The 15009-nt window shown below is 38.8% G+C and carries 13 protein-coding genes; 1 reads left to right on the top strand and 12 read right to left on the bottom strand.

All coding sequences use genetic code 11. The features are described 5' to 3' along the window. Positions 1–16: 16 nt before the first annotated feature. The 12 genes from CRI88_RS05865 to CRI88_RS05920 all read right to left on the bottom strand — a co-directional run bounded on the left by CRI88_RS05865 (position 17) and on the right by CRI88_RS05920 (position 12412). Positions 17–799 carry an enoyl-CoA hydratase gene (locus CRI88_RS05865; RefSeq protein WP_101966473.1) on the bottom strand — a complete coding sequence of 261 codons (783 nt, stop codon included), beginning with the start codon at positions 797–799 and terminating at the stop codon, positions 17–19. After that, positions 796–1713 (bottom strand): hydroxymethylglutaryl-CoA lyase, encoded by a 918-nt coding sequence (locus tag CRI88_RS05870; RefSeq protein WP_036117483.1) that lies wholly within the window; start codon positions 1711–1713, stop codon positions 796–798. The genes CRI88_RS05865 and CRI88_RS05870 overlap by 4 nt, the downstream gene beginning before the upstream one ends. A gap of 15 nt (positions 1714–1728) precedes the next feature. Beyond that, entirely contained in the window at positions 1729–1941 is a 213-nt protein-coding gene (locus CRI88_RS05875; protein WP_004225532.1) for an acetyl-CoA carboxylase biotin carboxyl carrier protein subunit, read from the bottom strand. A gap of 65 nt (positions 1942–2006) precedes the next feature. Further along, entirely contained in the window at positions 2007–3365 is a 1359-nt protein-coding gene (locus CRI88_RS05880) for an acetyl-CoA carboxylase biotin carboxylase subunit (RefSeq protein ID WP_036117487.1), read from the bottom strand. Between the two features lie 15 nt (positions 3366–3380). After that, on the bottom strand, positions 3381–5015 hold the full coding sequence (locus CRI88_RS05885) for an AMP-binding protein (protein WP_036117488.1): 1635 nt from the start codon (positions 5013–5015) through the stop codon (positions 3381–3383). A gap of 183 nt (positions 5016–5198) precedes the next feature. Next, complete coding sequence (locus tag CRI88_RS05890) at positions 5199–6341, bottom strand: acyl-CoA dehydrogenase (protein WP_036117490.1); 1143 nt, start codon at positions 6339–6341, stop codon at positions 5199–5201. A gap of 120 nt (positions 6342–6461) precedes the next feature. Next, positions 6462–7079 (bottom strand): TetR/AcrR family transcriptional regulator, encoded by a 618-nt coding sequence (locus tag CRI88_RS05895; RefSeq protein ID WP_036117492.1) that lies wholly within the window; start codon positions 7077–7079, stop codon positions 6462–6464. A 307-nt stretch (positions 7080–7386) separates the two neighbouring features. Further along, the gene (locus tag CRI88_RS05900; RefSeq protein ID WP_101966474.1) at positions 7387–8439 is read right to left on the bottom strand and encodes a YkvI family membrane protein; all 1053 of its coding nucleotides are present in this window, start codon (positions 8437–8439) and stop codon (positions 7387–7389) included. A gap of 39 nt (positions 8440–8478) precedes the next feature. Then, positions 8479–9585 (bottom strand): o-succinylbenzoate synthase, encoded by a 1107-nt coding sequence (gene menC / locus CRI88_RS05905; RefSeq protein WP_101966475.1) that lies wholly within the window; start codon positions 9583–9585, stop codon positions 8479–8481. Between the two features lies 1 nt (position 9586). Continuing rightward, positions 9587–10399 (bottom strand): GNAT family N-acetyltransferase, encoded by an 813-nt coding sequence (locus CRI88_RS05910; RefSeq protein ID WP_036117498.1) that lies wholly within the window; start codon positions 10397–10399, stop codon positions 9587–9589. 22 nt (positions 10400–10421) lie between these two features. Next, positions 10422–11537, bottom strand: a complete 1116-nt coding sequence (locus CRI88_RS05915) for a M20 peptidase aminoacylase family protein (RefSeq protein WP_101966476.1) — start codon at positions 11535–11537, stop codon at positions 10422–10424. Between the two features lie 5 nt (positions 11538–11542). After that, positions 11543–12412 (bottom strand): MurR/RpiR family transcriptional regulator, encoded by an 870-nt coding sequence (locus CRI88_RS05920; RefSeq protein ID WP_036117502.1) that lies wholly within the window; start codon positions 12410–12412, stop codon positions 11543–11545. Positions 12413–12660: 248 nt separating this feature from the next. Between CRI88_RS05920 and CRI88_RS05925 the strand changes: the two genes are divergently transcribed. Beyond that, positions 12661–14850 (top strand): DNA topoisomerase III, encoded by a 2190-nt coding sequence (locus CRI88_RS05925; protein ID WP_101966477.1) that lies wholly within the window; start codon positions 12661–12663, stop codon positions 14848–14850. Positions 14851–15009: the final 159 nt, after the last annotated feature.

Consider the following 15009-nt stretch of genomic DNA (forward strand, 5'->3'; position numbering starts at 1 on the left):
AATCATTTTTAGCGCTTTATTTCCCTGAATATTGTGGCGCTCGCTTCTCTTGGAAGGCTAACAAGCCCTCTAATCGGTCTTCTGTTGGGATCAGTGCACTATATGCTAGTGATTCAATTTTTAACCCGGTAGCTAAATCTACCTCAACACCCTGATTGATTGCGACTTTAGCTTGCACTAGAGAGAGTGGTGCATTTTTTGCCATTTCTAGCGCAAGTTGTTGTGCCTTTTCCATTACCTCATGTTCCTCATAAACATACTCAACAATGCCATAATCTTTGGCTTCCGCCGCACTCAACCTACGTGCTGTATAAATTAATTCCTTTGCTTTGCCAAGGCCAATTAGTCGTGGAAGTCGTTGTGTTCCTCCAGCACCTGGGATAATACCGAGTGATGTTTCTGTTAAACCAAGCTTTGCATGTGTAGCGGCAATACGTAGATCACAAGCTAATGCCAGCTCCAATCCACCGCCAAATGCTACCCCATTTAGTACAGCAATGACAGGCTGAGCAAGTGTCTCAACTTTTGCCACAGTCGCACCAATCAACTGTACGATTTGCTTCACTTGTCGATCAGCCATTCCTTTACGTTCTTTTAAATCTGCTCCTGCACAAAATGCCTTTTCTCCTGCACCTGTCAGTAGGACAACACGCACTGCTGGATCTCCATTGATTTGATCGAGCATGTTGGACAGCTCACGAAGTAACTGAACAGACATAGCATTTGCAGCTTCTGGTCTTGTTAGGGTAATCAGTCCAATGCTGCCCTCTAGTAATTCCAAACGAACAAGTTGTGTCATCGTTGGTTTGCACTCCTTTCATTACGGACAATAGCCATTTGCTTCGATGCAACCGCTTTGCCTAATTTCTCTTCAATAAAGAGTGCTGCCTCTAGCACTTTCTGTCGATCTATTCCTGTTTCAATGCCCATCTCATCGAATAAATATAATAAATCCTCTGTAGCTACATTCCCTGAAGCTCCTTTAGCATATGGACAGCCCCCTAATCCGCCAAGCGCACTATCAAACTTGGTCATACCCATCTCTAAGGATTTCATAATATTGGCTAGCGCTGTCCCACGTGTGTCATGAAAATGCATGGCAAAATTTTCAGCATCGTATCTTTTTAATAATGCCTCTAAAAGATACTCAACCTGCGTTGGCACGCCAACACCAATTGTGTCACCAAGCGATATTTCAGCCACACCCATTTCCAATAATTTATCTGTTACACGTAGTACTTTGTCAGGATGTATATACCCCTCATATGGACAGCCAATAACCGTTGAGATATACCCTCGAACTTTTTTCTTTGCAGCCTTAGCCCCTATTACTACTTCCTCTAATATAGGAAATGTATCGTCAATGGTTTTATTAATATTGCTTTGATTATGACTTTCACTAGCAGACATAAAAATACTTACTTCGTCTACTTCAGCCTGTAATGCACGTTCTAAGCCACGCATATTAGGTACAAGCGCTGCATAAGTAATATCCTTCTGCCGTTTAATAGCTTGAAGAACCTCAACAGCATCTGCCAATTGAGGTATCCATTTCGGATGAACAAATGAAGTCACTTCAATGTAAGTTAGTCCTGTTTGGCTCAATAAATTCACTAATTGTATTTTATCAACAGTTGTAATATGCGTTTTTTCGTTTTGTAAACCATCACGGGGACCAACTTCTTTGATCATGACATGCTTAGGTAGCTGCATTAAAGAAGCCTCCTCTTATTCAATTTCTAAAATATCATCATCAACGTTAATGAAGTCTCCCTCATTGGCAATGATCTTCGTTACCACGCCATCCTCTTCTGCTGCAATCGGAATTTCCATTTTCATCGATTCTAAAATAGCTACATCTTGGCCTGCCGTCACTTTCTCTCCTTCTGTTACGACGATTTTCCACACTGTACCTGCCATACTTGCTTTTACTGTTGCCATTATCCTTCACTCCTAATTTTAGTCATACATTCGCCCTTCAAAGAAGCACGAATGTATGAAAGTTGTTATTTTGTTTCTGCTAATTGCGGTAAATAATATTGCTCTACAAATTTAGTCGTTGTATTCCCTTTTAAAAATTGTTCATGTGTAACGGTTTTTAACAGCATCGGAATATTCGTTTGAATACCCTCCACTTTATACGCTTTCAGTGCTTGAATTAATCTCTCACAGGCAATCTCCCTTGTTTCTCCCCACACCACCAATTTACTAATCATTGGATCATAGAATGGTGTAACTGCTGAACCTGTCTCTACACCACATTCATGTCGAACCCCTTCGCCTGTTGGTAATTCAAGAACCGTAATGGTACCTGGAGAAGGGAAAAATGTGGAGGGATTCTCTGCGTATATACGTACTTCAATCGCATGCCCATCTTTAGCAATACTTTCCCTAGTAAATGAAAGAGGTAGTTTTGCCGCAATTTTTAATTGCTCTTCTACTAAATCAAGCTTTGTAATTTCCTCTGTGACTGGATGCTCTACCTGTAATCTTGTATTCATTTCTAAGAAGTAAAAGTTTTGATCTTTATCCACCAAATACTCGATCGTTCCAGCATTGACGTATCCAATGTGTCTCACAGCCTTCACTGAAGCCTCTAGCATCTTATCTCTTGTCTCTTGTGAAATGAACGGTGATGGGGCTTCTTCCACCACTTTTTGATTTCTTCGTTGAATAGAGCATTCCCGTTCAAATAACGGAACTATATTGCCTTGGTGATCGGCAATTATTTGCACTTCCACATGGTGAGGATTAGCGATAAAACGCTCCATATACATCGTGCCATCACCGAAAAATGATTGCGCACGCTTTTGATTTCCCTCAAATGCTTTAGCCAGCTCCTCAGCATTGTCAACTAGCTGCATCCCAATACCACCACCGCCAGCAGATGCTTTTAACATAATTGGATAACCTAAACGTTCAGCGATTTCAGTAGCTTCTGCAACATCCTTCACAGGAGCCTCTACTCCTTCTACAATAGGCACGCCAGCAGCTTTCATTGTTTTACGTGCCTCTAATTTACTGCCCATTGACGCAATGACTTCCGCACTTGGTCCGATAAAGACTAAACCCGCCTCTGTACAACGTTTCGCAAAATTCACATTCTCCGATAGTAAACCATAGCCTGGATGAACAGCCTCTGCGCCACTCTCTTTTGCAATTTCAAGAATGCGGTCAATGTTTAAATAGCTTTGTGCAACGGGTGGCTTCCCTACACAATAAGCTTCATCCGCATCTTTTACATGTAAGCTATCAACATCTGCCTCTGAGTAAATAGCAACCGTATGAATATTTAGACGCTTGCATGTTCTGATTACCCGTCTAGCAATCTCCCCACGATTTGCAATTAATACCTTGTTGAACATAGTCACTGCCCCTCCTTACTTTACGGTCATAACAAAATCTTCTCGTAATTTATATTTTTGAACTTTTCCAGATGCAGTCATAGGATAGTTATCGATAAAGAAAATATGTCGCGGAATTTTATGTCTAGAAATTTTGTCCCTACAATAATCTCGAATTTCTTCCTCTGTTGCCTGTTCGCCATCTTTTAAAATGATCCAAGCTGCCGCCTCTTCTCCATATACAGGGTCAGGGACACCAGCAACCTGTACGTCTGAAATTTTCGGATGCGTGTAAAGAAACTCCTCAATCTCCCTCGGATATAAATTTTCGCCTCCACGAATAATCATATCTTTCAACCGTCCAGTTACACGGATATAGCCCGCTTCATCCATCGTTGCTAAATCTCCAGTATGCAGCCAGCCAGCCTCATCAATAGCAAGCTCTGTTTCCTCTTGGTTTTTATAGTAGCCCTTCATGACATGGTAGCCTCTTGTACATAGCTCCCCTTGTTCATTTGTTGGGGCCTCCTCAGTCGTACCAGGAACAACAATTTTCACTTCTAAATTTGGTAACGCACGACCAACCGTTTCCACTTTTAATGTTAACGGGTCATCCGTTCTAGTTTGTGTAATAACTGGTGATGATTCCGTTTGGCCATAGCAGATTGTAATATCTTTCATGCCCATTTTCTCTATGACTGCTTTCATGACCTCAATTGGGCAGTTTGAACCCGCCATTACTCCTGTCCGTAAAGTTGACAGATCGAAAGACGCAAAATTCGGTAAATTAAGTTCGCTAATGAACATCGTTGGCACGCCATGTAATGCTGTACATCGTTCTTGCTGAACGGTCCTTAGTACTTCTTCAGGTGAAAATTCTTGTACTGGTACCATCGTGCCGCCACTCGTTGTAATGGCTAATGTCCCTATGACACAACCAAAGCAGTGGAAAAATGGCACTGGGATACATAAACGATCTTCTGCAGTTAACTGCATACATTCTGCAATGTTGACTGCATTATTGACTAAATTAAAATGCGTTAACATCACACCTTTAGGAAAGCCTGTTGTACCAGATGTATATTGAATATTAATGACATCATCATAATGAAGAGATTGCTCTCTTTGATCTAGCTGTTCCTCGGTTACTTGCTCAGCAGCAGTCAAAACATCTGACCAATTGAGTACACCTGGATATTTGGTTTCGCCGATTAAAATAACATTTTTTAATAAAGGTAGTCGCTTTGATTGCAAATTACCTGGTTCACAATGTTCAAGCTCTGGACATAACTCTTGCAGTGTATGAATAAAAGAATGGTCTCGATAATTTTCAACTAAAAAAATCGTTTTGGCATCAGATTGTTTTAATAGATACTCCAACTCGCTTGCACGATAATTGGTATTTACCGTAACGATAGGAGCACCCATCTTCCCCGTACCAAATTGAAGCTGCACCCACTCAGGCACATTTGTTGTCCATACTGCGATATGGTCACCTTTTTCAATTCCTAAAGCCATTAAACCTCTCGCCACGAGTCGTGCTTGACGATTTAGTTGCTCATAAGTCATGCGTAAACCCCTATCAGCATAGACCAACGCTTCGTTTTGCGGATACTTTTTAGATTGTTCATCTAGCAACTGACCAATGGTTTGATACACAAGCTCTGCCATGAAGATCCCCCTTATTCATGCTATTTAACTTCTTTCAGCAGAAGTCTCCCACCTTTATAGATGGTGAGATGAGTGCTGATTTAAGCTACTGTTCAGCGGGTGTCACGGAATCGGAAAGGACTGCTTTGTGCAAGCACAAAGCCAATTCCGGACACAATTATGCCAAGGCATAATTGATTATGATTAACAGCCAATTAGACGAGAAATGACGAGACGTTGAATTTCAGATGTTCCTTCACCGATTTCCATTAACTTAATGTCACGTAAATGGCGTTCTACATCGTATTCCTTCATATACCCAGAGCCACCATGAATTTGGATAGCTTGATTACATGTACGGAAACCCATTTCAGAAGCAAATAGTTTAGCCATCGCCGCTTCTTTGCCAAATGGTTTCTTGTGATCTTTTAGCCATGCCGCTTTATGTACTAATGTACGAGCAAGCTCTATTTCCATCGCCATATCGGCTAATTTAAATTGGATCGCCTGTAGCTTCGAAATAGGTGCACCAAATTGTTCACGCTCCTGCGCAAACTTCAATGCTTTTTCATAGGCAGCCTGTGCAATCCCCACAGATAGCGCGGCAATAGAAATACGCCCACCATCTAGTGTGTTTAAAAACTGGCTAAAGCCTCGTTTTTCATCCCCTAATAGATTTGCTCTAGGGACACGAACATTTTGCAACACAATTTCACATGTATTGGAGCCACGTACACCCATTTTGTCATAATTACAGTTAATCGTTACACCTGGTGTGTTTGTTGGCACAATAATAGAGGAAATAATTTTTTTACCATCTTCACGTTTACCCGTTACTGCAGTTACAATAATTTGTCGAGCGTACCCTGCATTGGTAATCCAGCATTTTTCTCCGTTAATAACATAGTCATCGCCATCAATAACGGCTGTAGTACGTGTGCCACCAGCATCTGAACCTGCATTAGGCTCTGTTAAACCGAATGATCCTAATGTCTCACCTTTTGCTAATGGAACTAGCCATTCCTGCTTTTGTTCCTCTGTGCCGAAGTTGTAAATTGGTGAAGCTCCTAAGCTAACAGCAGCTGCATAGCTTAGTCCTGTCCCCCCACATGCACGACCAATTTCCTCAACAGCTAAAGCATAGGACACCGTATCTCCACCTGAGCCGCCATATTCTTCAGGAAATGGGATACCCAATAAGCCTAGTTCTGCCATCTTCTTAAAGCTCTCTATTCTCATTGTTGATGTCTCATCAACCTCACGAGCATACGGTTTAATCTCTTTTTCAGCAAAATCTCGCACCATGTCACGAATCATCTCTTGCTCTTTTGTTAATTCAAAATTCATCCCTAATCCCCCTAATGTCAAATTTGCCATAATAGATGGAATTCAATGATCGTCACTTACAGATAAATACCGACTAGTCGGTTTGTAAAAACAAATAATAAAACCAGTGTTTCCTACTGGCTACCCCTTTATCATAAATTGTTTAGCTTCATCCATTGCTTGTTCCGTCACAATAGCACGCAATACCATATCAGTAAAAACATCTGTGATTTGCTCCATTGTTAATGGCCCCGATTGCTTAAACCATTTGTATGTCCAGTTAATCATCCCGACAATTGCCATCGTGACAATCGTACAAGGTAATTCTGTACGAAAAACCTTTGCTTCCTGGCCCTCTGCTATTACTTTTTGCAAGATGTCTCGATAGTGATCTCGTTTTTTATGAATAATATCACTATATTCATCTGAGAGTGAACGACTCTCTTCATAAAAAATCGTAATATGTGCTTGATACATATCGAACACTTGTGTCAGCGTTTGCAGCATGGCACATAGACGTTTAATAGGTGTATCGTATTTGTCATATGCATCCTGTGATTGTTGAATAACATATGAAATAAAGACATCATGAATTTCATATAACAGTTCATCTTTTGATTTAAAATTATGATAAAATCCACCCTTTGATGCCCCAATATAATCCACAATGCGATCCACCGTTACATTGTGATAACCATCTTGCTGAAACAATTCAACTGAAGCTTCTACAATTCTTTGTTTTAACGTTTTCTTTACCATAAGCACCTATCATCCTTCATCTAGCTCTATACTCCATCACTCCTTATAATCAGGAAAAACTACTCAAATCCATAGATTATTCTATTTTTTCCTAATTATAAAAATACTATGACAACATAAATATAGCATTCTCAAAATTTGGTGTCTAGCAACAAATAGCTTTTTTCTATAATTTCGAGCATAACGTTTACTTAAAACAGCATTCAACGATTTCACGAACACAAATTAACTGTATGATGTACATTTTGTTTTCATTACAAAATACAAAAAAATTCCCCTCGTTTTAACACAAGGGAAAAATTCCTCTTTATAAAACTTTCGGTAGTTTACGTAGCCATGAAATAATAACAGCAATAATTAACGCAAAACCTAAGTAGCCCATTGTTGAATAGACTTTACCAACCAATGTAGTAAATCCTACTAAACTTGCAGCAAAACCTATTAATCCAATAACTACAATACCCACTTTAAAATATTTATGGTCTGGTGCAATAAAACGAACTGTAAATGAATAGAACATCCCCACCGCAGTATTGTACATCATGCCTAATAAAGCGATGGACATTAAGACTCCTACTATAGGGTGAATTTGTTTTGCTAATTCTAATGTTGGCATTGCTACTCCATCGACAACATTTATTTTAGAAAACATTGCTATATTGATGAGTACGATTAAAATACCTAGCATTATACCGCCAAGTAGTCCACCTCTACCAGCAACTTTGCGATCTGTTACTGTTCCACCCATCACAATTAACATGGCTGCACCCGCAGCGATATTATAGGAGACATAAAGTAGCGCTCCCATTAGCCAATTGGACGCTGCAGACGGTTGTGCTTTTGCTAAAGTATTTTGCTCTGCAATGGATAAGTCCATTGTAAAAATAGAATAAATCAAAATAATAAAAATTATACCCATTAAATAAGGAGTCACCAATGCTATCAAATTAATAATATTATTAACATTTAATAGTAATGTTAGTATGGTTATAACGACCATAAAAATACTGCCGACCATTGGATTGATGCCAAACATTTGATGAAATGTCGAGCCTGATCCAGCAAACATGACAACAGCGACACCAAATAAGAAAAACGTGATGACGATATCTAAAATAATACCAACATATCGTCCACCAATATGATAGATAACCTCTTTATGTGATGTTGTTTGTAGATCGGTCCCTAATTGCGCTAAACTCATCCCTAAAAATGCAAAAGCAATTGTGGCGACAATGGCACCTATAATACTGTACAAACCAAAGCTTGTAAAATACTGCATAATTTCCTGACCCGATGCAAACCCTGCTCCAACAATTAAGCCTACAAATGCTCCACCTATCTGCCAACTTTTTTTCATAGAACACCTACTATTCTAATATTTGAAACTGAAGCCTATTTATTGATATGTTTTCTGTGCGACTGTTAAGGAATTAACCGTTTCCCTATTTATTTCATAACCTATTCCTACTTGCTGTGGTACTTCAATATAACCACCTTTTACAACTACTTCTGGTTCAATAATATCCTTTTCCCAATAACGATTTGATCCAGCAGTATCTCCCGGCAATATAAAATTCGATAATGTTGTTAAGGCTACATTGTGTGCACGACCAATACCAGATTCCAACATGCCTCCGCACCATACAGGGATGTTATGGGCCTCACAATAATCATGTATTTTTTTTGCTTCTGTTAAGCCACCTACACGACCAATTTTTATATTAATAATTTTTGTGCTCCCTAACTCGACAGCCTTCCGTGCATCTTCTAACGAATGGATACTTTCGTCCAAACAAATTGGCGTTTCAAGTAATTTTTGCAATGAAGCATGATCGATAATGTCATCTGAAGCAAGTGGTTGCTCAATCATTGTTAACTGAAATGCATCAAGTTGTTTCAATGTTTCTGCATCTTCTAGACGGTAGGCTGAATTTGCATCAGCCATAAAGGCTACATCAGGAAATATTTCCCTTAATGTACGCATAACCTCTACATCCCAGCCTGGTTTTATTTTAATTTTCATGCGTTTATAGCCTTCCTTTACATAGCCGTCAACTAACGCAACTAACTCCTCGATTGAATTTTGTATTCCAATACTAATACCTACTTCAATTTCATCCTTTTTACCACCAAGTGCTGCTGCTAGGGATTGGCCAGTTTGCTGCGCATATATATCCCAAATAGCTCCTTCAATCGTTGATTTTGCCATATTGTTTTTGCGAATTGGCTCAAATAATTGGCTCACTTCATCTGGGTGATGAATCTCTTTATTTAAAATAAGAGGAATTAGGAAATCTTCGAGCATATGCCAGTTTGTTTGAAGTGTTTCTTCATTGTACCAAGGTGAATGAAAAGCAACCGATTCTCCCCAACCAATTAACCCGGATTCATCTTTAGCCTCAAGGACTAAAAAGTCTCTCTCTTCAAACGTGCCAAAGCTTGTTGTAAACGGTGCTTTTAACTTCATCTTCAATTGTCGTATTGTGATTTCTGACATTTTCATATTAATTTACCCCTTCCAAATTTAAAGCTGCTTTTTTCACTAAAACATATTCGTTAAAGTATTCTTGTTGTTGCAATAGAATAGCGGTATAGCCTGCTGAAAATAGCTGCTTTAGTATATTTCTTGTTTTGAAACGCCAATCCAATGCTAAGCTAGGATTTTGTACTTTTAAAGCTTGAAAGTCCTTAGGTACAGGTAGCGTATAAAAATCTTCAGTAAATTTTAAATTTTCAGTTATTTTTAAGCATAATAAACCTTGCTTTGTAAGTTCACAGCTTGCCACAGGTATTGCATTTGCTACTTCTATTACAGTATTGTTCACCACATAATCTGAAGTTAAATGCCAGCTTACCTCAAATCGATCAGAAGGAAGCCCTTTATTTAAGCCATCCTGCATTTCACCGTAGCAATTTTCAATATAGGTATAACAAATACCTTTTAATTTAGATAGATTAAGATAAGCATTCCGGGTTTCAAGGGGGTCAAATGTCCACACCATTAAATCATAGCCTCGATCAATAGCAATTGCTCGCTGTTTGTACTTTAACTTTTCACCTATGCCAAGGGATCGATATTTTTCATCAATCCCTAACATATGAGAGCATAGATAGCTTTTGCCTTGTCGAAAACCCGAAAAACCATAACTAAAACCAACTAATTTATCTTCTTGATAGGCTCCTACAACGATGCCCCCATTTTTCACTGCTGTAAGCGTTTGGTGGAGAGGAATAGCAGGCATTCCCCACACATCAAACTCTAATTGCTGAACTTGCTCAAGTTGTTCTATTGTTTTGATTTCCCTAATATCTATCATACCTATCTCTTCTTTCTATTCTTTATAATGCTCTCAAAATAGCTTTTGTCATAATATTTACACCTATTAAAAGCCGATCTTGATTAAAGGTCATTTGAGGATGATGTAAGCCTGGAGTAACCCCGCAACCTAATCCAAGCATTGTTGCTTTAAGCTTTGGACGTTCATAGGTATAAAAATGAAAATCCTCCCCTCCTGGTGTCACAATTGGTGAAGCACAAGCCTTTTCTCCAACTACATCAATAATAGCTGCCTTCATATGCTGTAAGGCTTCATCATTCACTACCGCTGCTACTATATGGGCATCTACCTGTAAAAATATCTTGGCTCCATACATCGCTTCAACAGATGCTTTTACACGCTCCACGCCCTCTGTGATTACTTGCATCACTTCATTTGTTTGAGCTCGTGCATCAATACTAAAAGTTGCTTTACCAGGGATGATATTTGTAGAGGTGCCTCCTGCATTAAATTGTGTCATTTTGACAGAGGCAGAGATATTTGGATCCGTCCAAATTTTTTGAAGACCTTCGACAATAGCTGCTCCGACTTCAATTGCATTAATGGCAAGTTCTGGTCGTGCGCCATGTGCCTCCTCCCCAATAATGGTCCCTGTAAAAAGCTTTGCTGCTCCATGATACAATGCAGGCGCATACGCCCCATCCTGTAATTCCTTTAATGGTCGAACATGAACACCGAATAAATATTCTAAATCATCCATAATACCTTTTTCGACAAATGCCCGCGCTCCTTGGGCCTTTTCCTCAGCAGGTTGAAATAGAATGCGTACAGCACCTGAAAGTAGATGCTCCATATCCTTTAACAGCAATGCAGTCCCAATAGCTATCGTCATATGACCATCATGTCCACAAGAATGGTTAGCTTGAAAGACACCATTAACCTCCTGCCAAAGCGCATCTATATCCGTGCGAAACCCTACTTTAGGTATTCCATTACCAATATCAACATAAAGCCCTGTCATATCTTCAAAAAGATGCGGCTCCATTTGGGCTTCTCTCAATAAATTTGCTATATATTGTGTTGTATTATGTTCTTGCCAGCTAACTTCTGGATGTTCATGTAAATGTTTAAAAATATCTGCCAGACGTGGCTGTAACTCTTGTAAAACTTGGTTCATAGTAGTCAACTCCATCGGTTTGCTAAAAAGCTATTTTCGAAATCATCATATTTTACGCGCTGATTTTCATAGTAGTCATGATTTTGTGCAGTCATTCCTGCTATTAGAGTATTTAAAAATGCTATAAGTGCTGGCATAGCATCTATTGTGGACACTTCTTGTTGTTGTTCGTTCACAAAGGTAATGGTTGCATATTGGGTAATAGGTGCAATTTGTGAATCCGTAATGCCGATAATTTCGCATTTTTTTTCTTGTATTTCAGCTGCAAATTGGATCGGTTCTTTAAAGTAACGGTGGAACGATAAAATAATAACTACGCTATCCTCATCAATCTCTTGGATTGCACGTATGACCTCACTTGTCTCAAAATTTAACAGTACAACATTTGGTCGCAAAAGATTTAGTGTAAAGTGGAACCATTGTGCAGCTAAATGAGAGGAGCCAATCCCTGCAATATATATTTTTTTCTTCTCATGGAGCAATACTGAAGCTCGATTAAAATCTTCCTCATCAATGTTTTTAGCCATATATAAAATGCGAGATGCATCCTTTTCCATAGTCTTTACATAAAAACGTGGATTTTCAAAAAAAGCCTGCTTAGATTGCAAATAATTTTGTAAACTACTTTCATTTCCTTTATTAAATAAATGCATTGTCACCTGACGTTGCAATTGTGCATAACCAGATAAGCCTAATGCGTAACAAAAGCGAATAACTGTCGTTTCACTTACGCCAGCCTTTTCCCCTACATATGAAGCGGAGTGAACTCCTACTATCTGTAAATTTTTTAATATGAATGTAGCTACCTTTTGCTGACTTTTGGACAACTCTTGATATTTCTCCTGAATCATTTGCTGAATTGTTTGATTCCCCATAAAAGAAGTGCATCCTTTTTTTATTAATATTTGAAGTCTCCGCTTCATTTTATGTACACTAGCCTAGCACATTTATTTTCTGAATTCAATGTTTTTTCTGAAATTTCTATTTTCAGTACTGTAACAACTCCAAGTCTGACATGTTTACTCTTTTCATCGACATTTAGCAAATTTCGCTACAGTTCAACTGCCAACCCACTCAACCTATGCTATATTTAAAACCATGGAACTATGAAAGGGTGTTAACAATGGCAAAGAGCGTAGTAATCGCTGAAAAACCTTCTGTAGCACGTGACATTGCACGTGTACTGAAGTGTAATAAAAAGGGAAATGGTTTCCTTGAAGGAGATAAGTATATCGTTACTTGGGCGCTTGGACATCTTGTCACACTAGCTGACCCTGAAAGTTATGATGTGAAATATAAAACGTGGAATCTTGAAGATTTACCAATGCTACCTGAACGCTTAAAATTAACAGTTATCAAACAAACTGGGAAACAATTTAATGCGGTCAAAAGTCAGCTTACACGCAATGATGTAAACGAAATTATCATTGCAACAGATGCTGGACGTGAGGGTGAATTAGTAGCTCGCTGGATACTCGATAAGGTGAAGATCAAAAAGCCACTAAAACGCTTATGGATTTCCTCTGTAACAGATAAGGCAATAAAAGATGGCTTTGCTAATCTAAAGCCAGGCAAAGCCTATGATAATCTTTATGCCTCTGCTGTAGCTCGTTCTGAGGCAGATTGGTATATCGGGCTCAATGCTACTCGTGCTTTAACTACCCGCTTTAACGCACAGCTGAACTGTGGACGTGTACAAACACCAACTGTAGCAATAATTGCGACGCGCGAAGATGAAATTAAAAACTTTAAAGCACAAACTTATTATGGGATTGAAGCACAAACAACGGACAACTTGAAGCTCACTTGGCAAGACCAAAATGGTAATAGTCGTAGCTTTGATAAAGAAAAAATAGATACGTTGGTAAGAAAACTAGGAAATAGCCATGCCATCGTCGCTGACATTGAAAAAAAACCTAAAAAAACATTTGCCCCAGGTCTCTATGATTTAACTGAATTACAGCGTGATGCCAATAAAATCTTTGGCTACTCAGCGAAAGAAACATTGAATATTATGCAAAAGCTATATGAGCAACATAAAGTATTAACTTATCCACGTACGGATTCTCGCTTTATTTCTCAAGACATTGTAGCCACAATACCTGAACGCTTAAAGGCTTGTGGTATAGGTGAATATCGCTCCATCGCCAACAAACTGCTTACTAAACCAATCAAGCCAACAAAAGCCTTTGTCGATGATAGCAAGGTATCTGATCACCACGCGATTATTCCAACAGAGGGCTATGTGAATTATTCTGCTTTCTCGGATAAAGAACGTAAAATTTATGATCTAGTTGTAAAGCGTTTCCTAGCTGTGCTACTGCCAGCTTTTGAATATGAACAGCTAACACTTCGTGCAAAAATTGGCGAAGAAAGTTTTATTGCTCGTGGAAAAACGATTTTATTAGCTGGCTGGAAGGAAGTGTATGAACATCGCTTCGAGGATGAGGACACATCAGATGATGTAAAGGAACAAATACTTCCCCGTATTGATAAAGGAGATATTTTAAAAATAAAACTTCTTGCTCAAACATCTGGTCAAACAAAGCCACCTGCTCATTTTAATGAAGCCACTTTGTTATCAGCCATGGAAAACCCAGCAAAATATATGGCAACGAGTGATAAAAAATTAGCCGACACATTAAAATCTACGGGTGGTCTTGGTACAGTGGCAACACGTGCTGACATTATTGATAAGCTTTTTAATTCTTTCTTAATTGAAAAGCGTGGTGGCAAGGATATTTATATTACCTCTAAAGGTCGTCAACTACTCGACTTAGTGCCAGAGGAATTAAAATCACCTGCGCTCACAGCAGATTGGGAGCAAAAACTTGAGCTTATTGCAAAGGGCAAGCTAAAAAAGGATGTATTTATTAGCGAGATGAAAAATTATACGAAGGAAATTGTTACGGACATTAAAGGTAGTGACAAAAAGTATAAGCATGATAATATCTCTACTAAATCCTGCCCAGATTGTGGTAAACCGATGCTCGAGGTGAATGGCAAAAAAGGAAAAATGCTTGTTTGCCAAGATCGTGAATGTGGTCATCGTAAAAATGTCTCACGTACTACAAATGCACGCTGTCCTCAATGCCATAAAAAATTAGAGCTTCGTGGAGAAGGCGATGGTCAAATTTTTGTGTGTAAATGTGGTTATCGTGAAAAATTATCGGCCTTTGAGGCAAGACGGAAAAAAGAAGGCGGAGGCAAGGTTGATAAACGCTCCGTACAAAAGTATTTAAAACAACAAAAAGATGAAGAGCCTGTAAACAACGCCCTTGCTGAAGCATTGAAAGGGTTAAAGCTTGATTAATGAACAAGAGCAAATTCACATTTAGTGTGAATTTGCTCTTTTCTTATGCATATTCATTCCATCTAAACATATCTTGAATTGACTGAATATTCTATCTTAAAGGAGGTTTTTAATGGAGGCAAAAAATTTTAGACCACGTAATGTGATTTTTATGACGAT

The sequence above is a fragment of the Lysinibacillus fusiformis genome (assembly GCF_002845985.1).
Taxonomy (GTDB): Bacteria; Bacillota; Bacilli; order Bacillales_A; family Planococcaceae; genus Lysinibacillus; species Lysinibacillus fusiformis_D.